The sequence below is a fragment of the Vibrio sp. L3-7 genome, assembly GCF_963898195.1.
Lineage (GTDB): Bacteria > Pseudomonadota > Gammaproteobacteria > Enterobacterales > Vibrionaceae > Vibrio > Vibrio echinoideorum.
Genome location: NZ_CAWQUW010000073.1, coordinates 203305 through 229382, shown reverse-complemented (window position 1 = coordinate 229382; position 26078 = coordinate 203305). Strand labels below are relative to the sequence as shown.

Annotated in this window: 23 protein-coding genes; 15 read left to right on the top strand and 8 right to left on the bottom strand. The window is 42.3% G+C overall.

Annotated elements, in window-relative coordinates:
• Positions 1-55 precede the first annotated feature (55 nt).
• A complete protein-coding gene (locus AACW75_RS25290; protein ID WP_237297580.1) occupies positions 56-1744 on the bottom strand; it encodes an AMP-binding protein in 1689 nt (562 codons plus the stop codon).
• Between the two features lie 83 nt (positions 1745-1827).
• Positions 1828-2571, bottom strand: coding sequence for a helix-turn-helix domain-containing protein (locus AACW75_RS25285; protein ID WP_135455937.1), 744 nt, complete (start codon positions 2569-2571; stop codon positions 1828-1830).
• A 192-nt stretch (positions 2572-2763) separates the two neighbouring features.
• Between AACW75_RS25285 and AACW75_RS25280 the strand changes: the two genes are divergently transcribed.
• The 12 genes from AACW75_RS25280 to AACW75_RS25225 all read left to right on the top strand — a co-directional run bounded on the left by AACW75_RS25280 (position 2764) and on the right by AACW75_RS25225 (position 13366).
• The gene (locus AACW75_RS25280) at positions 2764-2943 is read left to right on the top strand and encodes a Flp family type IVb pilin (RefSeq protein ID WP_017088257.1); all 180 of its coding nucleotides are present in this window, start codon (positions 2764-2766) and stop codon (positions 2941-2943) included.
• A gap of 12 nt (positions 2944-2955) precedes the next feature.
• Positions 2956-3108 carry a hypothetical protein gene (locus AACW75_RS25275; protein ID WP_017088256.1) on the top strand — a complete coding sequence of 51 codons (153 nt, stop codon included), beginning with the start codon at positions 2956-2958 and terminating at the stop codon, positions 3106-3108.
• A gap of 4 nt (positions 3109-3112) precedes the next feature.
• On the top strand, positions 3113-3643 hold the full coding sequence (locus AACW75_RS25270) for an A24 family peptidase (RefSeq protein WP_135455938.1): 531 nt from the start codon (positions 3113-3115) through the stop codon (positions 3641-3643).
• A gap of 39 nt (positions 3644-3682) precedes the next feature.
• Positions 3683-5032 (top strand): AAA family ATPase, encoded by a 1350-nt coding sequence (locus AACW75_RS25265; protein ID WP_237297579.1) that lies wholly within the window; start codon positions 3683-3685, stop codon positions 5030-5032.
• Complete coding sequence (gene cpaB, locus AACW75_RS25260; protein WP_017076279.1) at positions 5025-5774, top strand: Flp pilus assembly protein CpaB; 750 nt, start codon at positions 5025-5027, stop codon at positions 5772-5774. Before AACW75_RS25265 ends, cpaB begins: the two co-directional genes overlap by 8 nt.
• A gap of 8 nt (positions 5775-5782) precedes the next feature.
• The gene (locus AACW75_RS25255) at positions 5783-7240 is read left to right on the top strand and encodes a type II and III secretion system protein family protein (protein WP_237297578.1); all 1458 of its coding nucleotides are present in this window, start codon (positions 5783-5785) and stop codon (positions 7238-7240) included.
• Positions 7230-7499 carry a hypothetical protein gene (locus AACW75_RS25250; RefSeq protein ID WP_065682810.1) on the top strand — a complete coding sequence of 90 codons (270 nt, stop codon included), beginning with the start codon at positions 7230-7232 and terminating at the stop codon, positions 7497-7499. Before AACW75_RS25255 ends, AACW75_RS25250 begins: the two co-directional genes overlap by 11 nt.
• A 204-nt stretch (positions 7500-7703) precedes the next feature.
• Complete coding sequence (locus AACW75_RS25245; RefSeq protein ID WP_017088251.1) at positions 7704-8918, top strand: AAA family ATPase; 1215 nt, start codon at positions 7704-7706, stop codon at positions 8916-8918.
• 32 nt (positions 8919-8950) lie between these two features.
• Complete coding sequence (locus AACW75_RS25240) at positions 8951-10402, top strand: ATPase, T2SS/T4P/T4SS family (RefSeq protein WP_076675725.1); 1452 nt, start codon at positions 8951-8953, stop codon at positions 10400-10402.
• Between the two features lie 10 nt (positions 10403-10412).
• Positions 10413-11378: a type II secretion system F family protein gene (locus AACW75_RS25235; RefSeq protein ID WP_135455944.1), complete on the top strand. Its 966-nt coding sequence runs from the start codon at positions 10413-10415 to the stop codon at positions 11376-11378.
• Between the two features lie 3 nt (positions 11379-11381).
• Entirely contained in the window at positions 11382-12353 is a 972-nt protein-coding gene (locus AACW75_RS25230; RefSeq protein ID WP_135455946.1) for a type II secretion system F family protein, read from the top strand.
• A complete protein-coding gene (locus tag AACW75_RS25225) occupies positions 12350-13366 on the top strand; it encodes a tetratricopeptide repeat protein (RefSeq protein WP_237297577.1) in 1017 nt (338 codons plus the stop codon). The genes AACW75_RS25230 and AACW75_RS25225 overlap by 4 nt, the downstream gene beginning before the upstream one ends.
• A 131-nt stretch (positions 13367-13497) precedes the next feature.
• Here AACW75_RS25225 and chrA read toward each other — a convergent pair whose 3' ends face one another.
• Positions 13498-14643, bottom strand: coding sequence for a chromate efflux transporter (gene chrA / locus AACW75_RS25220; protein WP_102551131.1), 1146 nt, complete (start codon positions 14641-14643; stop codon positions 13498-13500).
• Between the two features lie 101 nt (positions 14644-14744).
• Between chrA and AACW75_RS25215 the strand changes: the two genes are divergently transcribed.
• On the top strand, positions 14745-15674 hold the full coding sequence (locus tag AACW75_RS25215) for a LysR family transcriptional regulator (RefSeq protein ID WP_237297576.1): 930 nt from the start codon (positions 14745-14747) through the stop codon (positions 15672-15674).
• A gap of 30 nt (positions 15675-15704) precedes the next feature.
• Here AACW75_RS25215 and AACW75_RS25210 read toward each other — a convergent pair whose 3' ends face one another.
• Entirely contained in the window at positions 15705-16802 is a 1098-nt protein-coding gene (locus AACW75_RS25210) for a phosphatase PAP2 family protein (RefSeq protein WP_135455952.1), read from the bottom strand.
• Between the two features lie 274 nt (positions 16803-17076).
• Complete coding sequence (locus AACW75_RS25205) at positions 17077-18150, bottom strand: LacI family DNA-binding transcriptional regulator (RefSeq protein WP_237297575.1); 1074 nt, start codon at positions 18148-18150, stop codon at positions 17077-17079.
• Positions 18151-18398: 248 nt separating this feature from the next.
• Between AACW75_RS25205 and AACW75_RS25200 the strand changes: the two genes are divergently transcribed.
• Positions 18399-20501, top strand: coding sequence for an alpha-galactosidase (locus AACW75_RS25200; RefSeq protein WP_237297574.1), 2103 nt, complete (start codon positions 18399-18401; stop codon positions 20499-20501).
• Between the two features lie 101 nt (positions 20502-20602).
• On the top strand, positions 20603-22300 hold the full coding sequence (locus AACW75_RS25195) for a solute:sodium symporter family transporter (RefSeq protein ID WP_237297573.1): 1698 nt from the start codon (positions 20603-20605) through the stop codon (positions 22298-22300).
• 227 nt (positions 22301-22527) lie between these two features.
• Here AACW75_RS25195 and AACW75_RS25190 read toward each other — a convergent pair whose 3' ends face one another.
• From AACW75_RS25190 to AACW75_RS25180, 3 genes are all read right to left on the bottom strand, one after another.
• Positions 22528-22830 carry a DUF1330 domain-containing protein gene (locus AACW75_RS25190; RefSeq protein ID WP_237297572.1) on the bottom strand — a complete coding sequence of 101 codons (303 nt, stop codon included), beginning with the start codon at positions 22828-22830 and terminating at the stop codon, positions 22528-22530.
• A gap of 405 nt (positions 22831-23235) precedes the next feature.
• Positions 23236-24576 (bottom strand): MATE family efflux transporter, encoded by a 1341-nt coding sequence (locus AACW75_RS25185; RefSeq protein WP_135455960.1) that lies wholly within the window; start codon positions 24574-24576, stop codon positions 23236-23238.
• A 281-nt stretch (positions 24577-24857) separates the two neighbouring features.
• Positions 24858-25940, bottom strand: coding sequence for an ABC transporter ATP-binding protein (locus AACW75_RS25180; protein ID WP_135455962.1), 1083 nt, complete (start codon positions 25938-25940; stop codon positions 24858-24860).
• Between the last annotated feature and the right edge of the window lie 138 nt (positions 25941-26078).

Below are 26078 nucleotides of genomic sequence, written 5' to 3'. Positions count from 1 at the left end.
ATAAAAGAGGGAGCTAAAAGCTCCCTCTCAATGCTATGTATATTTTTGTAGTCTGTTACTCTTCCCAAACCACCAATTTATCTTTCGGCCAGTTATGACCGACTTCGTGATATTTTTGCTCAAGGATATGTCGTTTGATCTTAAGCGTTGGTGTTAACACGCCATTCTCAATACTCCACGGTTCCTTAATCATTAATACGCCTTTGATCTTCTCGTGTGAGGCGAGTTGTTCGTTCATCTTCTCGATAACACGCTTGGTCGTTTTCTCATAACGAGCTCGATCAAAGTTAGGGAAGTCATGGGGTACAACAAGCAGGATAGGGCCTGGCAAGCCTAAGCCTATCAAACACATCATTTCTACGCGGCTGTATTCAAAGAGTTTGTTCTCGATTGGAACGGGAGCAACAAACTTACCTTTAGCTGTTTTAAAGGTGTCTTTCTTACGTCCACGAATCGTTAAGTAGCCTTCGCTGTCAATATCACCAATATCACCCGTATGTAGCCAACCCTCTGAGTCAAAAGACTCTTGAGTCGCAATGTCATTTTTGTAATAACCAGAGAACATGCCTTTGCTTCGAACTAAAATTTCTTCGTCTTCTGCAATTTTGAGTTCGATGCCTGGACCTGCATTACCCACCGTACCAATTTTGTCTGATCTAAACGGGTGGTTAATCGTGCTGTAGGCGAAAGACTCTGTCATCCCCCAAGCCTCGGTAATGTGTAAACCAACGCTTTCATACCATGCGAGTAAAGCCGGTGATACAGGCGCTGAACCACAACCAAGAACACGAGCTTGGTCTAAACCCAGACCATCAGCCAGTTTCTTCTTAATGATGTTATTCACAAATGGAATTTTAAGTAAGAAGTTCAGTTTTTTCTGTGGCAGCTTATCCTGAATTCGTTGTTGGAATAGAGTCCATAAGCGAGGAACTGAAATAAACAAAGTTGGACGGTGCATTTTCACATCGTCAATAAACGTGTCTAAAGATTCAGGGAAAGCCGTAACTACCCCACCCATTACTGATGAACCAAAGATGTAAACGCGCTCTGTAATATGGGCAAGTGGTAGATAAGAGAATAGGCGATCGCCTGGTTGGATACCAATATGGTCGATCAACCGTTGAACTGACCAAGTAAAGGCACCATACGTGAGCATTGCGCCTTTCGGTAAACCAGAAGTACCAGATGTATACACAAGCGACATCAGCTTATCATCGTGATGCTGAGGTCGTTTGGTTGAGGGTTCGTGTGTCTCGATAAGCTGCTCAAAAGTGTGTTGGCACTTAGCGGCAGTACCGTAGGGCAGTGAGATACTGACTAGACTCTGGTTATCATCGAGTACTTTTTGAGTGGCCTTAGGATCGTCAAGCTTGCCTGCAATCACAATTTTACTTTCACTGTGTTCAATACAGTATTGAATGGTGTCTGCTCCAGCTGTTGGAAAGATTGGGACGCTGACAAAATCTCCTAACATCATGGCAAGATCGCAGATAAACCACTCTGCACAGTTTTTTGAAACGAGAGCGACTCTATCGCCGGGTTGGGCTCCGAGTCCTTCTAATGCTGACGCCAGTTTTAGTGCTTTGTCGGCCACTTCTTTGTAAGTGAATTCAACAAATTGGCGGTTAATTATTTGTTTTAAATAGACTTCATCTGGGCGTTCTTCTGCCCATTTTAAAATCATGTCATTGGGTGTAGAGAGAGCTGTTGCTTTTTCTTGGCTAAACTCGTTAGGCTGAATCATTGTCTAACTCCATGTTTTTCGCTAAGTTATTTTTGTTAAGATCATGTTAAATGTACCATGATTTTTTATTTTAGGGAGTAAAATTAGCGTTTTCTGTTATCCGTGCAGGCACGTCTGTAACTTGCGGGGGTAACTCCAGTCCTTTTCTTAAAGATTCTTGAAAAATACGACACATCCTTGTATCCACATAGGTAAGAAATAACAGCGATTTTTGATTCGGTATCGGCTTCGATTAACTTTTTGGCTAAAAGGATTCGTTTATCGCACACAAAATCCCTGAAGCTTACCCCAAAGTGTAGATGAAACTTTTTAGAAAAATAGGTAGTAGAACAGTGACATTTTTCTGCAATTTCAGTTTCTCTGATCTCTTTGTTTATGTTGTCCATAACAAAGTTAACGACTTCAGAGGTAAACAACTTTGCAGGTAGCTGATTATTGTTATTCGTATCTCGGTCGAGATCAAAGTGAGGCTCGAAGATATGTTGGGTTTTACGCTGCAGTTCTTCGAACTTACTGGTCAGATGATTACTGCTCGTTTCTATTATAAAGAATATATTCTTATGATTTCGAACGATATTAGGTATCTGACCTGAACAAATAATGACTATTCGCTTGTTCAGATTTTCGCAAATAGACAGTGCCATTGTAAGTAGTTGAAGCTCATCCGTTCGATTCAATATATAGAATACTAACCTTACATCTAAGTTACTGATTATAGATATATCCTGTTTATAGTTCTCAATAGGGAAGTAATGACGAATTTTATTGGTAATAACTGAGTTGAAATCACTGTCTATATCAGAAAGTAGTGGTGTTATTATTTCCATAGTTATTGAACCTGTATCATATCAAAATAAACAGTAAGAAATACATATCAAAATGGCATCTATTAAATAGATTAGAAGTACAACAAAAAAGTGCAAGTAAATAGCAAGAAAATCCTAACCTAATATATTGTTCAGCTCTAGATTTAGTTTACAGGTAAATAAACCTGTAATGTAAATCAAGGAGAGATTCTCATGAGTAAGTTTTTGAAAAATTGTAAAGAATTCATGAATGATGAAGAAGGTCTTACGGTTATTGAATATGTTATTGGCGCAGCCATGCTTGTTCTTGGGCTAACCACAATATTTACTGGGATTGGTACAGCGCTATCAACGAAACTAAGTACTATTGTTGATCAAATTAGTACTTCATAAGAGCTAACGGTAATGAACCTTAAAAGGGTGGGGTATCAGAAAGGGTTGACTACGGTCGAGTATGTTATTGGAGCTGCTTCACTTGTCATTCTCGCTTGGTTAATATTTTCTGGAATAGCGACGGCTCTAATCAGTAAGTTTCTTTCTATCGTGGCGGGTATCTAAATTAATGATAAGTGAATCTTTATTGTTTTGGGCATTGCTTATTGTTGTTTCGGTATACGATGTTGAGAAACATCGTATACCAAATAAGATACTGATTTTATTTTTATTTTTGTACTTTTTATCTGTGTTAAATAGTGGGTTTTCTTTAGATGCATTAGTTGCTTCATTGATAGGTGCTGTAGTTCTTTTCTGTTCAGGTTTGATTTTGTATTTTCTGAGGGCCATGTCTGCAGGGGATGTGAAATTATTAGGTGTTATTGGGTTGTATATTGGGTGGGGCTCATTACTTGATGTGTCTTATTACATACTCATCGCTGCCGGAATAATTGGAACATTATATTTACTTTATAATCGAGCCAATAATAGTGAGATAACAGTTAGACGATACTTTGAAGAAAAACTAATGCTAGTTAGCGGGATATCTCCTGATATTAAAGGTGAACCTGTTGTGCATTCTCGTTACTCAAATAAAGTAACCATGCCATTTGCTCCTTCAGTTGTAATAGGTTTAGCGATGTACAGTTATTTTACATAGATCAAACTAAATCACTAGTCGATGTGTTGGAGAGGACATATGGATATGAGAGGGATACCTTCCCCGAGCAATTTAAAGCCTCAAATATCAGCTCCAGTGGTACCGACTTCCATCGAAATGCTTGGTGTTCCTGAGGTTGTTGTTGAGAACCTATTGCTAAAGCACCTATCAGCTTACCCTAAATCTGACGTGTTAGATTTGTCTAACTATTTATGTGTTGTTACACATGTCATAGAGAATGGACTAGCCGCACTCAGAAATAAATCTCTTATCGAAGTATTTCAACCTACTTCTGCTTTGTCTTTGGAATCGTCTTCTCATAGTCATGTCCGTTATTCCTTGTCAGAGAAAGGCTTAGAAGAAGCCGATCTTGCGTTCAAACGAGATGCTTATTTAGGTCCAGTTCCTGTTTCTCTCAAGCAATACACTGAAATTGTAGAGCAACAAGATTTAAGGGCAGAGCTTGTTACTCGCCCTGATGTGGAAGCCGCATTGAGTGATGTTTACGGCGTACAAAAAATGATCTCGGTGTTAGGGCCTGCAATAAATTCGGGAAGGGCGCTGTTGTTGTATGGGCACGCTGGGACAGGTAAAACTTTTGTCGCGTCTCGTATCGTGAACGCGCTTCATACTTCAGTTTTTATCCCTTATGCCGTTTACGCGTTAGGGAATGTCATTAAGGTTTTCTCAGCGCAACATCATACTCCTTTAGATCGTAATGGCAGTGAGCAAACTGTTTCACTCCGAGATCAATACGATAAGCGATGGCTCAATTGTGAACGTCCTAATATCCAAGTGGGCGGAGAGCTCACCATGGATATGCTTGAGGTGAATCACTCTGAGCATAATCGCGTTTGGTTAGCACCTTTACAAATGATGGCTAATAACGGCATTTTTGTTATTGATGATCTGGGGCGCCAACCCATGCCAGTGGATGCTTTGCTCAACCGCTGGATCGTACCAATGGAATACTTCTTTGATCACCTGTCATTACCGAATGGTCAACAAATCACCATGCCATTCGTTTTAACGCTCGCATTTTCTACCAATTTGAATCCTGAAAAGATCAGTGACCCAGCCTTTCTACGTCGCTTGGGCTACAAAATAGAATTCAAGCCTCTGAATCAGCAAGATTATGAAGCTCTGTGGGTGAGCGTAACTGTTGATAAAGAGATAGAACTGCAAGATGGGTTCTTTGAGCGTTTGTCTCAAATGCATACGCTGCACAAAGTACCGCTTTTCCCTTGTTTACCGAAAGACCTTGTTGGTATTAGCAAAGACATTCTTTCGTTTGAGCAACTCCCACCCGTTATCACATTCGACATTCTAGCCATGGCATGGAAAGTCTATTTTACCTCTGATGGACACGAGGAAGAGAATAATGAATAAGAGTCAAGTTTTCCTACTGTTTTTATTGTCCGTAGTATTCGGTTTAGCCGCTGTATTTTTCGCTAAACAATGGATGGACAACCAAGTTCAACCGACGATTGAAGTCGAGCAAGTTGAGCGTCATCCGGTTGTAGTGGCATCTCAAGAAATTGAAGCTGGAACCATAATTGAAGAGCAATATTTAACAACTAAGTTGATGGAAGTCGATTGGATCAATGAAAACAACTATTCGGATAAAACAGAACTGCTCGGAAAAGTAGTCGCCAATACCATTTATGCCGGAGAGGTACTTCATAAGTTACGTTTTACTGTGCCAGGAGAAGGGTCAACACTTGCTGCTCTTATTCCTGAAAATAAACGTGCGGTAACGATACGTGTTGATGATGTTATTGGTGTGGCTGGTTTCTTATTACCGGGGAATAAGGTTGATATTCTCAATACTGTTTCTTACGGAAAAAATTCTGCAGCGACTCAAACGGTATTAAAAGACATTAAGGTTTTAGCCGTCGACCAAACGGCTAAAACGAAAGAAAACAGTCCGATTATCGTTCGTGCGGTAACACTTGAGATGACGCCAAAAGAGGCTGAGAAACTCCTCACGGCTAAAAGCAAAGGTAGTATTCAGCTGACCTTGAGAAATCCACATGAAGTAGAGAAAAAAGTGGTTCGTCGATATGTGCCTAGACCAAGTGTCACCATTATCAAAGGTACAGAAACATCTAGTGTGCGCGTCAAGGATTGAGGTGAGATATGAAAATATTATTAGCGTGTGTTTTTAGCCTGATTTGTTTTTCAGCGGCCAGTGTTGCTGCTCTACAGACGGGAAAAACGGTCACGGTGCCGCATCATAAATCTACGCATGTGGTGCTGTCGGGAAAAGCGGCGAAGGTTTCTCTTGGAGATCCTGAAGTCTTAGACATTGTGATTTTGAAGTCTAATGAGTTGTTCTTAATTGGTAAAAAATTAGGGGCGACAAATTTGATGGCTTGGGATTCGCAAGGTCAGTTGATTGAGTCGATTAACATCGAAGTTACCCATGATCTTAATAGCTTAAAGTCAAAGCTATACGAGTTTCTTCCTGATGAGACGATTGAGGTTCATAGTGCGCAAAACCGTTTGCTGTTAAGTGGGCAAATCAGTAATCAACAACAAATGAATGTAGCGATGCGAATTGCCGAAACTTATGCGGCAGGACAAGCGGCGGATGATGCTAAAGAGAGTGGTAGTGAGCAAGCAGCCGCAACGGGTGTGATCAACTTGATGTCTATTGGTGGCGCACAACAAGTTATGCTTGAAGTGACGGTAGCCGAGGTTCAGCGAAGCTTAGTGAGAAAGTTCGATGCTAACTTCCATTTCTTCCAAACCAGTGGTTCTAACTTTTCGTGGGGCGCTTCATCAGTCCCTGCTGGTGTATTGGGCGCAACGCCAATTTTCGATATCCCAACCTCTACCGATTACGGAATTCTAGGTTCTTTCATCGATAGTAATACCTTGTTTACTTTTGCTCTTGATGTCGCGAAGCAAAACGGTGTGGCTAAGGTATTAGCAGAGCCAAACTTAACCGCATTAAGTGGTTCTAAGGCTGAGTTTTTAGCGGGTGGTGAATTTCCTATTCCTGTTCCCGACGACGATGGAATTACCATAGAGTACAAGGAATACGGTGTCGGCTTGAAATTCATACCTACCGTACTCAGCGATAAAAAAATCAATCTTAACCTAGCGGTTGATGTGAGTGAGATAGCTAACAGCAGTTCATTGACTATCGATCCTGGGTCGACGAATGCGACTTATTTTATCCCACCAATCACACGTCGAAGTGCTTCTTCTACGCTTGAGCTTGCTGATGGCCAAACTATCGGTATTGCAGGGTTGTTGAGTGAGAACGTACGAGATGTCAGTAACAAAATGCCGGGTATTGGTGATGTACCGATTTTAGGTCAGCTTTTCAATAGCCAAGAATACATATCGGGTGAAACCGAGCTTGTCATTCTCGTTACACCGAGGCTCGCTAAACCGGTGGACCGAAGTAAAGTCACACTGCCAACTGATGCCTTTGTGGATCCGAATGATCTGGAATATTACTTGTTAGGTAGAAGCGCATACATTGCGGAGCCTTCTGATTCTGAAGACAGCAGCAAGACAAGTTCAGACAAAGGAATCGCGCCAACTGATGGTGGCAGTGAAGGTTCATTTGGTCATGATTTATAAGGAGATAGATATGATTAGAACAATGATGGCCTTTCTCATAGTTGTACTCGTCGGTTGTGCCAATGATGCACCACTAGGGCAATCTGTGGCCACGTTAAAGATGGAACAAACGTACAACCCTAATGCGACACAGGAGAACTTACAGGTTTTGCCTGATGGTACCGGAGAGCGCATGCAAGCTGGTTACGATAAGTATGTGGGTAAAGGTGACGAAGAACTTTCCGGAAGTAGCAGCCAGGTTTTAAATAGTTTTAATTAGCGCAAATGATTAGGTACAGATGCATCGAGTTACAAGTACTGTTTAGACTATCTCATTAGGGCAAATTAGATTTTTTGAACAGTGGTGCGAGATTGAATAGGAAGCGTCGTGAATAGGTTAGCCATCATCGTAATGAACTTAGTGTTTACCGTTAAGGCTTGATGATATTAGGACAAGATGTCCACAATGAAGACAGGTGGGAATATGGGCGAAGCAATTGATATTTTACCTAATGAGGACGATGCGATTCGCCTTAAAACCAACTTGAATGTATGGCTGATTTATAACAATGATAATTTTCATGCTCATATGAGACAGCAATTGAAACGTTGTCGAAACGTGCATATTGAATCTTTTTCTTTGTTAGGTATGACTGAAGAGTATGTGAAGAATATCGATGCACCAGATCTAATCTTTGTTGAATCTAGCGGTGGTTGGGCTCAGAAAATGGTGGATTTGCAAAGCTACAATCTGCAGTTAGAAGAGCATGATTTATCTTTGGTTGTGTTTGGTGATGAAAGTGACAATGGGTCATTAAAAATAGCGTTAAGACTCGGTGCTTCGGATTTTTTGTCTCACGATATTTCTATTTCTGGTCTTCTCCCCTTACTTAAAAAAACAGCGGCGGAGAAAATCGAAAATTCGAGCTACGGAGAAGTGTTCCTATTTATCAACACTAAAGGTGGTATGGGAGCGACGACCTTAGCGCTTAATACAGCCGTAGAAATAGCAAGTTATCACCCGAATGAGGTGCTGTTGCTCGATATTGACCTCCAGTTTGGTGTTATTCCTGAATATTTGAATATCACGCCGACCTACAGTATTTCGGATGCCATCGATAGCTCAAATGATTTAGATGAGATGTCTTTGAGTAGCTTGGTGAATAAGCACTCGTCAGGATTACATGTTTTAAGTTTCAAGCATGAAAATAACGCAGATGATTATGAACATGCTCAGAAAATCGGGAAGTTACTGCCCGTATTACGTCGCTTCTATCGCTACATTATTATCGACTTTTCTCGAGGGTTGGATCATATCTTCGCATCGGCTATCTCCCCTGCGACTAAGGTGTTACTTGTTGCTCAACAAACCTTGGTTTCGGTTAAAAATAGCAATCGATTAATTCGAACACTCAAGTTTGAGTACGGGTTGCAGCAGGACTCAATCGAGATCATTGTGAATCGTTATGAAAAGCGACAAACAATTAAGCTAACAGACATAGAACAAACCGTTGGAAAGCATGACATCCATTTAATGCCTAATGATTTTAAGGTGGCTCTTGAGAGCGCTAATTTAGGTTTGCCGTTGGTTGAATCGAAGAAAAAGAGCTCAATTACACGGTCGATTATTGATTTGTCTCATATCCTTTCTCCGCCAGAACAAGAAGAGAAAGGTTGGCTTAAAAAAATATTTTCATAACACGTTTGTTACAGCATATATGAGGGATCGTTATGTTCTTTAAACGAAAAAATATTAATCCGGAGTTTGAAAAGAAAGTAGAACAGTTTTCCCAAGAGGAAGACGGCGTTGTATCGCCCCTCATTCAGAAAGTCGCTAACGTATCCCATGAAGCTAAGAGTTTAGAGGCGAGTGAAGAGCAAGAAAAGTCGATGAATGAGGCGAAAAAAGTCTTAGAGCAAGAATTGTCGATTAAACACTACTTTCATAAGCAGTTACTCGAAACATTAGATTTAGGGCTACTTTCTAGCTTAGATAAAGAGCGCGCCAAAGTAGACCTTCATGAAGCGATCGTTCAGTTAATGGCGGATGACCAAAGCCACGCATTAAGTGCTGAGGGGCGTAAGCGAGTCATCAAGCAAATTGAAGATGAAGTATTTGGCCTTGGCCCACTTGAACCATTGCTCGCCGATAAAACGGTGTCCGATATTTTGGTCAACGGACCTAAAAGTGTTTATGTCGAACGCCGAGGCAAATTAGAAAAAACACCGTATACGTTTTTAGATGATCGTCACTTAAGAAACATTATTGATCGTATCGTTAGTCAGGTTGGACGCCGGATTGATGAAGCGTCGCCGATGGTGGATGCTCGATTAGTTGATGGTTCACGAGTGAATGCCATTATTCCCCCTTTGGCCTTAGATGGCCCTTCTGTTTCGATACGACGTTTTTCTGTAGATAGCCTAACCATGGATAATCTGCTGGAATACAAGTCAGCCTCTCCACAAATGGCAAAGTTCATTGAAGCTGCCGTAAAAGGTGAGCTTAATATCCTTATTTCTGGTGGTACAGGCTCAGGGAAGACGACGACGCTGAATATTTTTTCTGGGTTTATTCCTAGAGATAAACGGATTATTACCATAGAAGACTCCGCAGAGTTACAACTGCAGCAACCACACGTGATTCGTTTAGAAACACGCCCCGCAAACCTTGAGGGTAAAGGTGAGATCAGTCAGCGAGAGCTGGTGAAAAACACCTTGCGTATGCGACCTGACCGTATTGTTGTCGGGGAGGTACGTGGTAGCGAAGCTGTTGATATGTTAGCGGCGATGAACACGGGCCATGATGGTTCACTTGCCACGATTCACGCGAATACACCTCGTGATGCACTAAGTCGTGTTGAGAATATGTTCTCGATGGCGGGGTGGAATATTTCAACGAAAAATCTAAGAGCGCAGATTGCTTCTGCTATTCATTTGGTGGTTCAAATGGAAAGACAAGAAGACGGTAAGCGTCGCATGGTCAGTATCCAAGAGATCAACGGGATGGAAGGAGAGGTCATCACTATGTCTGAGATCTTCCACTTCCAGCGTCAAGGTATCGATGAGCATGGCAATATCTTAGGTTATTACACCGCAACCGGTGTCGTTCCTCAGTCTCATGATCAGTTAGTTAAACGTGGTCTTGATTTGCCTTATGAGATCTTTACCGAGTCACATAGCTGAGGAGCCGATCATGGATAGTGTAACTGTATCGTTGGCCCTATTGTTTGTTGCGGTATTGTTTATTTCGCAAGCTTTGTTATTGCCAGCTGCCGGGAAAAAAGCTAAGCACAAAGAGCTATCCCGTCGTTTAAAAGAGACACAAAGAAATATTGATGAAGAGAGTTTGTCGCTCTTAAAAGACCATTACAACAAAGAACTTTCTCCCTTTGATCGTAAATTGATTGTTGTTCCTTTTTTTGCCGACTTAAAGCGTATGTTGGAATTAGCAGGTCTAAAAATCACATTAAGCCGCTTTTTGCTGATTGTATTCTTGGGCGGAATCCTATTGGCTTTGGTTGCTCTGGTATTCAATCAAGTTTGGTTCATTTGTGTTGCCGCTTTCGTCTTTGTTTGGGTTGTTGCTTATCTGTTTGTTCAAAATAGAGTGACCTATCGAATGGCACGGTTTGAGGAGCAGTTACCAGACGCCTTGGACATCATAAGAAGAGCCTTACAAGCGGGTCAGCCATTAGTTCAGTCTTTTAATGAGGTTGGCGAAGAGATGCCAGAGCCTATTGGGGTTGAGTTTAAGAACACCTATAACTTATTGAATTATGGTTATGATTTACGGCTCGCCATCTTACAAATGACAGAAAGAGTACCGACGGTTTCTATGTTGGCTTTTTCAAGTGCGGTCATGTTGCAGAAAGAAACGGGGGGCAACCTCTCTGAGAATCTGCAAAAAGTATCTGAGGTATTAAGAGCGCGCTTTAAGCTAGAAAGAAAAATCAAAACCCTTTCAGCTGAGAGTCGACTTTCTGCTTGGATACTGACGCTTTCTCCTTTTGCCCTATTTTTCGGTCTCAAATTCGTAAACCCTGAATACATCGAGCCTTTGTACAGTGATCCTAGAGGAATATCTATGGTCAGTGTTGGCGTGATTTTGTTGGCGATTGGGGCGTTATGGATAAGAAAAATAATAAATATCGAGATATAGATTATGGAATTCTTTGATTTAGAAGTATGGAAACAAACACTCTCTGAGTTCGGTATCACTAGCCAGACCCTGCTTTACGGGATGATTCTGCTTACCACTATGCTACTTACTCTTACTTTAGGGTTTCTTTTTGTTGGTACTCGTTCCCCGTTGGATAAAAAGTTAAAACAGATTTCCGGAGGGAACCATACTGGTAGTCGCAAACCTTATGACTTTACCAATACCTTGGAGTCGCTGACGCCATTTATTGGGAGAGGGAACAAAAAAGATAACGAAACGTATTCAGAAAAATTAATGCATGCTGGATATCATGAAAAGAGCGCACTTTCAGTATTTTACGCCTTTAAAGTACTTTCAACATTAATAGGGTTTGTCTGTGCATTTATGGTGTTTTACTTGGCTATAGGTGGCAGCTACAACAACTTATTGATTGTGACATGTATTTTTGTCGGGACATTCTTCCCCAATTTTGTATTGAGTAAAATGCAAAAAGAGAGACAGAGAAAAATCAGAAACGGTGTCCCTGATGCTTTAGACCTTTTGGTGGTATGTACGGAATCAGGTCTTGGTTTTAATGCCGCACTAGGGCGTGTCGCCAACGAGTTATACATTTCACAACCCGAACTTGCCGATGAGCTAGATACTGTGTTTGCTAAAATTCAAGCGGGTGTCACTATGCCTGATGCTTTGAGTCAACTCGTTGAACGAACTGGGCTTCGTGAGTTGGAAGGACTTGTTTCTTTGCTCTCACATGCTTCAAGAATGGGAGGCGGTTTAGCTCAAACCTTACGTGACTATACCGAAGATTTTCGAGACAAACGCCAACAAGCTGCGGAAGAAATTGCAGCCAAAATCCCCACCAAAATGCTATTTCCCATGTTGTTGTTCATTTGGCCTTGCTTCTTTATCGTTGCTCTTGGGCCCGGAATGATGATCGTAATGGATGCACTGACATCTCCAGGAGCGAGTTTATGATGCGAATGAATAGAATGGTTTTACTTTTACTACCGTTAGTAATTCTCGGTTGCGCTTCTTCTGATGAGCCTACTAATCAGTTTGATGCCGAATTGTATTCGGGTAAGCCAATTGACACCTTAACCAGTGACGATCCGCCGGTAAGTGAAAAAGAAGCAATCATGCGTGGTGATGTTGCTTTGAGAGACAACAACATCGATTTAGCTCTTTATGAGTACATCCGATCTCTGTCTTTTCCTGAACAAGAGTTTCACGATAAAACGCTATTTACTATCGGTCGAATTCATTCATCGAGAGGCAATTACGCACTCGCTGAAAAAGCGTATTTGGCGGCATTAGATTTTAACCCTGCGCATACTGAAGTTTTAGAGCTGTTAGGTGTTTTATATACTAAGCAGCGCCGTACAGACGAAGGTCGAAGTTATTTCTTTAAAGCGATCAATGCAGACCAAGTTCGCTTAAAAAGTAGTAGTACGATTAAAAACTACCAAGCGTTAAGTCAAAGTGAAGTAGCAGGTTTGAAGGTTGATAGTATGTCTCCAGCTCTGGCTTTCATGGGCATTGGAGTTTTGGAAGATGTTCAAGGTAAGCATCAGATCGCTCAAGAGTATTTTAAAAAGTCGCTGACTATCGATAAAACATCAGTGAAAGCTCTACTGAACATGGGTTACTCCCATTACATGTACGGCAACTACAAAGAAGCGTACCAATACACTCGTTCGGCTTTAGAAATAGAACCTAACAATGAGAAGGCTCAGAATAACCTTGCACTCATTTATTTGGCGTCAGGTGATGTGAAAAAAGCAATAAATGTGTTCATGCGCCATATGGATGCGCCAGAAGCTCTGAATAATGTCGGCTACTTTTTAATTATTCAAGGTCGACCTGATGAAGCGATTCCTTACCTGCAACAAGCCATAGATAAAAAACCATCTTATTACAAAATCGCCAATGAAAACCTAAATCGAGCCCTAGCAGAGGTGAGAGAAATGAAGGCGAGCACACCAATATAGTGTTGTTCTGTGAAGAGTTACTCTCCTTATGGTAAATAGCACAAATGAATTAGCCCCTGATGAGTGTCCTTATCAGGGGCTAATATTTGTCACTCAGTTTTGTATCTAAAGTTGGGTATCTAAGTACTTAATTATAAATAGTTAAGAACCACACCAGCTGCGATAAAGGTGCCAACTAAACCTACTATCGGCATCTTCATTGTTTTCAATAACCAAACGCCAACAATGATCAGAGCGAAGTCTATGCCGCTGCTCACTGCGCTTGTGAAGATTGGTTGATATAGAGCCGCAAGTAATAGACCAACAACTGCTGCATTCACACCAGTAAGAGCACCAGCCACCAAAGGTTTACTCGCAATTGCCTGCCAGTTTTTCAATACACCCAGTAGCAGCAAGAAGCCCGGTAAGAACACGGCAACCGTTGCTAATAGAGCACCTGTAATTGGCGCTGACGGCATTAATACATAACCGAGGTAAGTGGCTAACGTAAACATCGGTCCTGGTACGGCTTGTGCTGCGGCATAGCCCGTGAGAAATGCATCTTGAGACAGTTGGTCGCCAATACCATTTTGCAGTAACGGAAGTACCACGTGACCGCCACCGAATACCAAGCTGCCTGCTTGGTAAAATAACCCAAACACTTCGATACCTTGAGAATATGCACTAAACAGTGGTAAGCCAACCAATAGTGCTACAAAAATCACAAGTGGAGTTATGGATATCTTATGTGTTGAAGGCGTTGTTTTTAAGTCTTGTGAGGTTAAGAACTTACTGCCAATGATTGCTGCAAATAGGAGTACTAAGACTTGAGGCCAGATCCCAGGAATCAAAAGTAGAACAATCGCGGTGATCACACACAGTGCTGTTGCTATCTTTGATTGGCAAAAGTTTTTGTACATGCCGAAAGTGGCATCAGCTACAACCACGACCGCGAGTAGCTTAAGTCCGTGGATGATTGAAATGAAAAGAGGTGCTTCCAACAACTGGTTGCTCACTAAGGCCAATATCAACATTAGGATGACAGAAGGGGAGGTGAAGCCTACAAATGCGGCAATCGCACCGGTTAAGCCACCTTTTTTGTAACCAACCGCGAAGCCAACCTGACTAGAGCCTGGACCCGGTAAAAACTGACTGAGGGCGACAATTTGCCCGTACTCTTCGTCGGATAACCAATTCAGTTTCTCAACGAAGGTTTTGCGGAAGTAGCCAATATGTGCCGCTGGTCCACCAAAGCTGATCCAGCCAAGCCAGAAAAAGGTTTTAAAAATTGAAAGCATGATCGATTCCAGATAAATGTTTAGCGTAATTTAGGTGGAGTTGAACTATGATTCAAATTAATTATTTTAATTATAACTATTAATGAAATGGGTTCGTATGTATGGCAGATTTTAACTGGAAAGGGATCGACCTTAACTTGTTGATTGCACTACAGGCATTGTATAAAACGAATAGCGTGAGCAAGGCAGCTGAGCGTTGCTATGTTAGCCAATCTGCAATGAGCCATAGCCTACAAAGATTGCGAAAGCTGTTTGATGACCCTTTGTTTGAGCGAGTTGGTAGCAAGATGGAAGCGACCGACCGAGCCATTGAATTATCAAGCACCGTCGATGCGTTGCTTAATACTATTCAATCTGAAGTTCTGTTGTCCAAAAGGTTCGAAGTTGATAGTTATAGAGGCAGCTGGAAAATAGGGCTGACCGATTACGCTGAACAGATGTTTGGCCCAATGATCTTTGACTTTATTAAGCAAGTTTCGCCAAGCTCTCAAGTCGCGTTTTTCAACGTTAATCGAACCAATTATCAGCAGGTATTTGAAGAGGCTAAGTTAGATATTGCGATAGGCAGTTTTGGTGAAGTGCCTAAATTGTATGGCACAGAACTTCTCTATACTGAGCAACATGTCTGTTTGCTTGATGAATTGGTGTTGGATGTTGAGTTACCTATGTCATTACAATCATTTGTCTCTGTGGAGCACGCCTTAGTGTCTCCTAGTGGTGCCTTAAAAACCGCAGTTGATTCTAAATTGGCTGAGTTGGGCTATACCAGAAAAGTGGCAATCGCATCGAGCAACTTCTTAACCGTAAAACGATTGATTAGTGGCAGAAAGCTATTGTGCATTGTGCCTAAGTTAGTTGCTAGAAACGCCCCTAATGTCGACAGTTCACTGATAGCCGTCACTCCGCCGATAGACGTCCCTGATTTTGATATACAGCTTGTTTATCGTAAGGGAAAGCAATTAGACGACAAGAACACTCACTTGAGAAAAGTGATTTCTCAAGCTGTTGAGATTGTCATTGCTGTTGAGTGATTGATGGTGAGCTTCTTCTGAGTATCTAGCCTATCTTCTAAGCATGTAACCTATCAAGTGCCAAAGAAAGACTACCATTATTGCGCCGACATAACCGTCAATAGCGTAATGCCATGCCAAATGCACCGACCCAACCTGAATAAAGAAGGCGTAAATCCACGCTATGTAACCGAGTTTCTTATTCAATTTGAATGATGTCATCGCAATCAGAACGGATATGGTTACATGCATGCTGGGCATGGCTGAGATGCCTGTCCCTATATCCCCAACTCCTCCAACGTAGCTTGCCCAAAGCGCATCTTGAGTACTTAGTGCCCACAAAGACATAAAGCCACGTTCAGTGAGTTCTGCGCTCTGCATGTTTAATCTTTGCATCAAAGGAAGATACAAATCTTGGTCATTGAAGTGACTAATAAAAACAGGGCCGGCTGATGACAGAAGAGTTGCGAGTATGTTCCCAATGATAAACCACGAACTTAAGAATGTGAGTAAGAACTGGTTGCGAAGTTGGTCATCTTTACGGTAAATGACAAAATAAAGCAGCATTCCCCACATGATAAAAAACCACAAGTTGTACAAGATGTTGATGGCGAGCGAAGCTATTGAGTTAGGTAAAAAAAAGTGGGTGATTTCCCAAGGTGAAATGCCAAAGTGCAACCATTTATCTAAATGGTAAAAATCAAGATCTAAAAAATATGGGTTGAGATAAGGAATGACTGATTTTAAGAAGGTATAGCTAGAGAATGAGATGTTTAAGACGAGCATTAATAAAATAAAGTAGATCGGCTTTGATACTGGAAACAACAGAGTTTTAATTTTCTTGATGAATTGTTTGGTGGGTCTTTTTTCTCGATTGAACAACAAATGGCAGTAATAGTATGTCGCCCATAAAATAAAAGTGACGTAACAGACAGTGGCTAAGATTTCTAAGTAGGTATATATGTTATATCGAACTTCATGAGGCACGAAATAATTAACAACTAACGTTAACGGTGTCGTAAATGCAACATAATACAGAATCAGTTTGTTTCTTCTGAATTCATGAAGTAAAGACGATAACAAGTTTGATTGTTCTTTTTGAGGAGCGGGTTTGTCGGTGGTCGCCTCTGAATCCATATAGCCCTTCATCACGATTTCCTATCATGCTTAAAGGTTAGTTCATTTGAGCTGGTTTTCTACTTTTCAACCTTGTGTCAGGGGTAAAAATAAACGAAATAAATCCTTCCATTTTTCACAACCCGACTATACTTAATTTACGACTTAAAGCAGTCGTAAAGAATAGGCTTTTTGATTTACCTAAGTAAAAAAGTTGGTTATATCCTCATGATATAGCTTAAAAAACTACCAGGCTAAACGGACTTAGTTGGTCTTAAAGCGCTAGCTCCCCCTAGCGCTTTTTCTTTTATTTCGATTCTGGCAAAAGGGTCTGAATCCTTTTTAGCAGTTGCTCGATCTCCTGTTTTTCATAGTGAGCCGTCACCTTAGATTGACTACTCTCTCTGGGAATCAGTGTGGTTTCAATATGTTGTTGCAGTAGGGAATCTTGTGAGTTGGCGCTGAGCTTCTCTGCAAGTACTACGGCTTGTTGACCTATTGTAGTGAAATCTTGTTTGATTGTGGTGAGAGGTGGGTTAAAGAAAGCACTGTCCTCGATGCCATCAAAGCCGACGACTGCAACCTTTTCTGGTACTGGAATCTGCAGTTCTTGTAGCGCGCGTAAAGCGCCTAATGCCATCTGATCACTTGCCACTAACACGGCATCAAATACGGCTTGTTTAGCGACAGCTTCTCGAACGCCAAGATAACCACTTTCTGCTTGCCAGTTTCCTTGATATTGGTACTGCACCTTACTCTCTGCATCTGATAACGCGGCTAACCAGCTTTGATGACGAATCTTTGAGGCACTGGATTCGTTTGGGCCAGTGATCAGCAAGTAATCTCGACGTCCACTTTCTATTAAATGTTGAGCGGCCATTGTTGCGCCTTTAGCATGGTCACCACATATGTAATTGACGTGTGTGTCTGAAGGGACATCAATGAATATAATGTTCAGGTGTTGATACTGCTCGACCAAATACTCAGCTTCAACTTTAGTTAGAGGAACGTTGAGGATAATACTGTCGACCTGTTGGGCGAGTAATTCACGAATAGCTTCTCGTGTACTGTCGACGGTTGATTCAGAGACGACAGAAAATGTGGTGCCGTAACCCATATTGTGAGCCTGCATTCGCACGCCATTTGCGATCATTGCTGCGCCATGCAGTGCCATATCGAGAGTGACTAAGCCAACGCTGGTGGACTTGGCTCGACTGAGCATTTGAGCACCTTTATTGGGTACATAACCAAGTTGCTTTATGGCGGCGTTAACCTTGTTGCGGGTGGATTCCGCGACGTCTTGTGAGCCATTGGTTACTCGAGATACCGTCTGGGTGGATACCCCTGCCAGTTTTGCTACGTCTTTGAAGGTGATACTCATCGCTCTGCTCATCGAATATTTTAGAGTGAAATAATCCTACCGAAATTTAGCAAACTAAACTCTGCTCACTTTCAAATAAATGTCTTTTAAAACATTAAAAATGTTTCCGGAAACAGTCGATCTTGTACAAGTTTTTAGAATGTTAAAGCCAATTTGCATCACGATTTTGTCGATATTAGATACTAATCTGACGTGATGGGTTCACTATTATTTCTATATTATGTTTACGAAAACAATAGAGATTAGTAATGAACGAATTTATTCACTTAAAGAGTAAAAATCATAGTTTGATCATTAAATCAGGGCGTGTTCCAGAGGTTTTGCATTGGGGGGCAAAGATCGCAAGTATTGATGAAGATCTTCTGCTTTCGACAGAAAGGCCGATTTCTCAAGCTCGACTTGATGTGGATGTGCCACTTTCTCTTTGCCCTGAGTTAGGCAGTGGACACTTTAACGCTCCTGGCATTGAAGGTCATCGAGAAGGACTTGATTGGGCTCCCGTCTTTAAGACCGTTCGTTACGATGCTCAAGATCAAGAAGTGAGTTTTTTCCTTGAAGACAAGGTTGCTCTATTGGATCTTAAGGTTGAGATCAAACTGGATTTCGAATCTGACGTCGTCCAAAAACGTGTGACCGTCACCAATAAAGGCGACAACAAATACTACCTGAACAAGCTTTCTTCAACGCTGCCATTGCCGAATCATGCTAATGAGCTTATGACGTTCCATGGCCGTTGGTGTCATGAGTTTCAAACGCAACGTCAACGTTTTGAACACGGTGGCTTCATGCAAGAAAACCGTCGTGGTCGCACATCACACGAGAATTTTCCGGGGATGTTTGCAGGGGCTCAAGGGTTCTCAGAGCAGAATGGCTTGGTGTGGGGATTTCATTTAGGTTGGAGCGGTAACCACCAAATGCGCGCCGATGTTCGTAGTGATGGTCGTCGTTTTGTTCAAGCTGGCGAGTTGTTACTTGCAGGCGAATCTATTCTAGAATCTCAAGCAAGTTACCAAACGCCTTGGCTGTTCGGTTGTTACAGTAACTCAGGTTTAAATGGCATCGCGCAACGCTTTCAGCAATTTGTTCGCGACAACATTATTCAATTCCCAACCGATAAACCTCGTCCCGTTCACTTGAATACATGGGAAGGGATCTATTTTGACCACAAGCCTGACTACATTATGAAGATGGCAACGGAAGCGGGTGCGATGGGCGTTGAACGATTCATTATTGATGATGGTTGGTTTGTGGGGCGTGATGGTGAACGTACCGCACTGGGCGACTGGTATTTGGATGAGGTGAAATATCCAAATGGCTTAGAACCTGTCATTGAACATGTTAATCAACAGGGAATGGAGTTTGGCCTTTGGGTTGAGCCTGAGATGGTCAGTCAAGACTCTAACCTTTATCGAAACCATCCGGATTGGGTGCTTGGCCTGCAAGGTTATCATCAACCGTCAGGTCGTTGGCAATATGTGTTGGATCTGCAAAATGAAGCGTGTTTTAACTACTTGTATGAACGCCTCAATGCGCTTTTGACTCGATACAACATCACTTACCTTAAGTGGGACATGAACCGAGAGTTGGTTCAACCTGGGCATCAAGGTAAGGCTGCGGTGCACGGTCAAACTAAAGCGCTATACCGCCTTGTTGATGAGTTGAATCGAGCGCACCCAGAAGTTGAGATTGAGTCCTGTTCTTCAGGCGGTGGCCGTATCGACTTTGAAATCCTCAAGCGTACACACCGATTCTGGGCGTCTGACTGTAATGATGCCTTAGAGCGCCAAGCCATTCAAAAAGGCATGAGCTACTTCTTCCCACCAGAAGTGATGGGGGCGCACATCGGCCCAGCAGAATGCCACTCAACCAATCGTCGCCACAGCATCAATATGCGTGGTGTGACCGCCTTGATGGGACACATGGGCGTTGAACTTGATCCGGTTAAAGAGTCACCAGAAGAGAAACAAGCATTCTCACATTACATCTCACTGCATAAGCAATTTCGTCATGTTTTGCATTCTGGCCGCAGCTTCCGAATGGATACCGCGGACAAAAATCAGAACATTTATGGCGTTGAAAATGATGATGAAATGTTGATCACCGTCTGCCAATTAACCATGCCTGAATACGCTCTGCCTTCGCCACTTCGTGTTAGCTGCGTGGAAGACAATGCGATGTATCAAGTGAAGTTAGTGGAAGTGCCACAAACCAGTTTCCAGTTGATGAAGCAACGCCCTCAATGGTTAGACAAAACGTTAACCCTGAGTGGCGATAACCTCAAGGAAATTGGATTGACCTTACCTATTCTAGACCCTGAGTCCGCCTTGATTCTTCATATTAAAAAGATATGAACCGCTAGCTCTGCGTACCCCTACAAATAAAATTCTAAATATAAAAATATAATCGGCAGCGAGGAATTGCTGCCGCAATAACTAAACTTAAGGAAAACAAAATGTCTATTACAGTTCTGCTGTCATTCTTGTTATTTACTGGTTTTGTTGTCGCGTTTACCTACAACAAAGTTAAAAATGACAAGGACACCTCACAAGATGGTTTCTTTCTTGGCGGAAGAAGCTTAACCGGTGGTTTGATTGCCAGCTCACTAATTTTAACCAACTTAAGCGCAACTAGCTTTGTTGGCATGAGTGCACAAGCTTATACCCACAATATGAGTGTCATGGGTTGGGAAGTGGCGTCTGGTGTTACCTTAGTGATCATTGCGTTGATGCTGGTACCGCGTTATCTAAAGCAAGGGATCACGACGATACCAGACTTCTTAGAGAGCCGTTACGACATGTCGGTGAAGAAGTTTGTGACGTTACTTTTCTTGTGCCAGTACGTCATCAATATCTTGCCAACCACACTTTATGCCGGTGCCGTTGTTTTGGGGGAGATCTTTGATGTTCAAGCGTTGCTAAATATTTCAGAGTTTAGTTCAATAGCACTCATTTCGGCGACGATTGGTCTACTTGGCTTCTTTTACGCGATTTATGGTGGACTCAAAGCGGTCGTGATTGCCGATACTATTAATGGAGTTGGTCTTATTATTGGCGGCTTGATGATCCCTGTTTTTGGCTTGATGGCATTAGGGGAGGGTAGTTTTGGGGCAGGCTTGGATACGCTGTTGTACGCTGCACCTGAAAAACTGCAATCGGTCGGTACAGAGACAGATCCACTGCCGTTCTCTACCTTGTTTACCGGTCTTTTACTTGTGAACCTTTATTACTGGGGCACTGACCAATCGATCATCCAACGTGCATTGGGTGCTAAGAACCTAAAAGAAGGTCAAAAAGGGGTGATTCTTGCGGGGGCAATTAAGGTGATCTCGCCACTGTTCCTAATCATTCCAGGTATCATTGCTTTTCATATGTTTGGCGCGGATGCCGGTAACCCAGACACCATGTACACGCGCTTGGTAAACGAAGTATTACCTAAGCCTTTAGTTGGCTTCTTTGTTGCGGTTATGTTCGGTGCGATTCTGAGTACCTTCAACGGTGTGCTGAACAGTTCTACGACGTTGTTTGCATTGAATGTCTACAAGCCTCTGTTTGGCCAAGGTAAAACGGATGAAGAACTGGTGGGTAAAGGTCGTATCTTCGGTGTTGTGATCGCGATTATCTCTGTGTGCATCGCACCGTTCATCATGTATGCGCCTGAAGGCTTGTTCCAATACTTACAAATGGTAGCGGGCTTCTTCAGCGTGCCAATCTTTACTATCGTGTTTGTGGGTTATGTTTCTAAACGTGTGCCTGCTGTGGCGGCTAAAGTGGCATTGGTGGTGTTTGTTAGTTCATACGCAGCGATGCAGTTAGTGTTCAAAACGCCCATTCACTTCTTGCACCAATTGGCGATTCTGTTTGTCGTCTGTACAGCGCTGATGTTCATCATTGGGCACTTTATGCCACGTGAAGATGATTACGTGATGCCTGTGAATGAAAACATTGATGTCACGCCTTGGAAGTTTCGTTTTGAAGCTTCAGCGATCATTCTTTACATGGTGCTAGGCGCTTATGTGATGTTCTCTGATGTTGGTTTTGTCTCTGATGATCCAACCATCATGCAAGTGTACGGTGTGTGTGGCATTGTGATGTTGTTCGGAATCGCAGCACGATTAGCAAAGCGCAAGAAAGGCGTTGAAGTTGCCGCATAACCTTAATAGAGCCTGCCATTAGTTCCTTTAGAATGAGCTTTATAAGTAAAAGGATCATCGTAGGCCAATAACTGTTAATCCTAATAGTTATTAACACTCATAGCTCTCAATCTTAGTAAGAATTAACGCCAACAAAAAAGCCGCACCATCAAATGATGGTGCGGCTTTTATATATTTTGACACAGTTATTTTGATCGATAACCGTTAACCAGAATCTGGACTCTTAATTACGCTAGGTCGTCTTTGCCTTCGATAAGTGCGTGGTGGCTAACCGACCCCGCAGTACGTGCAGCTAGGTGTGGTACGTAACCTGGATCGTTCATGAAATCTACCGCAGCTTGTTTTGACGGCCACTCAATGATGATACGAAGTGCTGGTTGTTCTGAGTCGCCTTCAAGGCGTTCGTGGCTAGAAGTGCGCGCTAGGTATTTACCGCCGTATTGCGCCATCAGCTTGTTTGCAGGAGCAATGTAATCTGCAACCCATGCGTCTGTAGTGGGTGTAACTTCTAGTACAGAGTAGTAAGACATAATGATGTTCTCCACGTTGTGCACTCTGAGCGAGCATGCGCACTTTAGTTATTGGTAGTTATTGGTAGTTATTGGTAGCTATCTATCTTGCTAACGTCTTGGCTAGCTGATGAAATAATAGTAGTTCGAGAGAACCCGTTTGATAATCCCTACGATTGCAGAATCTTTATATAGGAAATGTTGATAATGCGGATTTCAAGTAGATGTTTTTATATTAGATAAAGGGTTAAGAAGAGAGTGGGATGACTAGAGGCTGGGCGTATTGTTCGGCGGTTGATAAAGGCAGTACAGCGAAAACAGGGAAAGGATCATCGTAGGCCAATAACTAAAAGGCATCTCAATCGTAATGAGTGAGATGCCTAAAATATTGTTTTTATAAATAGTTATTGCTTGGCTACTTACCACTTACAAAGAGAATCGAGTCCACTTTTTCGCTCGCCAACGACGAACCATGATCAACCCGCGGAACCATTCATCCATCGCAATTGCCATCCAGGCACCAAATACACCGTAGCCCCAATGTACGCCAAGCAAGTAGCTCATTGCAACGCCAATACCCCACATGCTGAGTATGCCCATCTTGACTGGAAACTTAATGTCGCCTGTCGCTTTTAAGCACGAGATGAAAATCAGATTAAATACACGGCCAGCTTCTAACAAGATTGAACCTGCAATGAGCAATGCGGCAAGGGCAATGATCTCTGGATCTTGAGTGAACAGATCTAAAATTTCAAAGCGGAAGATATAGACCATACAAGTAATGCTGGTCGAGGCGATAAAACCAACCACAAAGTAACGTTGTACACGGCTCGTTATTTCATCTACCCAGCCCTTGCCAATGTAGTAGCCTGTTTGAATTTGGCTCCCTTGGCCGATGGCTAAAGCAAACGCAAAAGAGAGGCGAGCAATGTTTTGTGCATAAGTAAATGCAGCTAGTGATGAGGTTCCCATTTGCACAATAAAGAAGGTAATCGTGATTTGCGCCATGTTGTAAGAGAGTACTTCTCCGGCGTTCATCGAGCCTATCTTCATGATTTTTTGATAGATAGCTTTAGGCACGGATTTGAACTGCTTGAGAGGTAAATCAATTCCTTTGCTTCTTACTACACCGATTAAAATTAATAGGCCAATGGTCTGACTAATGACTGTCGCCGTTGCCACGCCTTGTACACCGTATACTGGTAAACCAAAAGGTTGGTACAGTGCGCAGTAGTTACCGAATACATTGATAACGCCGGCTATTAGGTTGATGACCATTGGTGACTTAGAGTAACCATGGCTACGTAAAATTGTAGTTAACACCACACCAATCGTTACGTTGAAGGTGAGGGCGCCACTGATGAACAGATACTCTTGAGCGTATTGTTCAACTTGAGGTTCAAGTTGATAAAGAGGAATAAAATATTCTGCGCCAAGAACAGCGATAATACTCAATAGTAGGCCAGTAATAATGGCTAATACAATACTCGCCACACCTACATGGGAGCTTTCCTCATCACGAGATGCACCATTGTATTGCGCAATTAGTATGCCCGTGCCGCTGCTGACCATAGTCGAGACGATGATCAGGAAAAAGGATATTTGAGAGATAACACCAACGGCAGACACGGCTTTGTCTGAGTATCCCGATAACATGAATACATCACTGGTGTTGAGTGCTGTTCTTAATAGAACTTCGATAAAAATTGGCCAGGTGAGCGCAACGATTCCCATACGTTTGTTTAGGGTGGAATCAGCATTAGGCATTTAGGTTTCTCAAAAAAAGGGGTAGGCGACACTATAGTTTAGCGATTATTTAGTAAACGACTATCAAATTAATGTCCGGATAGCGGTTAAGGATAAAGAAAATGAAAATAAGCCTAAGAACACAACATTTAGGTGTGAGTTATGAAATTTTTGAGAGAGGTTTCATAAGGTGAAGAGGATCAAAATGGAAGTTTTTGGCTACTGGAAGTGGCATGAAAAATGAGTTTGAAATGAAGCGGTAAAGCGAGCGACATCAAGCAAGCTTTACCGTTTTTAAATGCTTAATTGATTCTCTGACCTTCCGCATCAAACAGATGACAATCTTTTGATGAGAAATTTAGATTCAGAGACTGATAACGCGTGACCTCTTGATCTCCGGGCAGATGAACTTTAAAGCTGTCTACGCCACAAGATTGACCAAACATATAAGTACTGTTGCCCAGTCGTTCTACTACCTCACTCTGGAACTCAATCGTGATATCAGAAGTGCCATCAATATTTAAATGCTCAGGTCGAATACCAAGCGTAAGCTTTTGTCCTTCGGCAAGGCCATCATTTGGTAATGGTAGAGTAATTTTACTAAGGCCATTAACCGTCAGTTGGGCGTGAGTGTCTGAGGTGCTATTAACCAAACAAGGTAGGAAGTTCATTTTCGGAGAACCGATAAAGCCGGCTACAAATTCATTTTGAGGAGAGTGATACAGCTCTAATGGCGAACCTACTTGTTCAATACGACCATCTCTAAGCACAACGATCTTGTCGGCAAGCGTCATGGCTTCGACCTGATCGTGCGTTACATAGATCATGGTGTTTTGAAGATCTTGGTGCAATTTGGCTATTTGTAGGCGCATATCGACGCGAAGTTCAGCATCTAAATTTGATAGGGGCTCATCGAATAAGAACACTCTTGGTTTGCGAACAATTGCTCGACCAATTGCAACACGTTGACGCTGCCCACCTGACAACTCTTTAGGCTTACGTTTCAATAAAGGCTCTAGTTGAAGTGTTTTAGCGGCGCTAGTGACCTGTTTCTCAACTATTTCCTTAGCAAATCCGTTCATTTTCAGGCCAAAGCCCATATTTTCCTCAACGGTCATGTGCGGATAAAGTGCGTAAGATTGGAATACCATCGCGACACCACGCTCGGCAGGGTCGACATCGTTAACAAGATCATTGCCAATGTGTATCTCACCTTCAGTGATTTCTTCCAAGCCAGCAACTAAGCGTAAGAGGGTTGATTTACCACAACCAGAAGGCCCAACGAATACTACGAATTCGCCGTTATTTATTTCTAGATCAACACCATGGATCGTTTGGATATCACCATATCGTTTGATGACCTGTTTTAAGCTGATATCAGCCATGCTCTCTCCTTGCCTCATTGGGCTACATCACTTTGCCTTTAAAACATACGCTTCCATCAGAATTTTGTTAGATGCCTCGCATGAATAATTGATCCCCGTCATACAAATTTTACAAATCATATTGATTTTTGTGGAAAC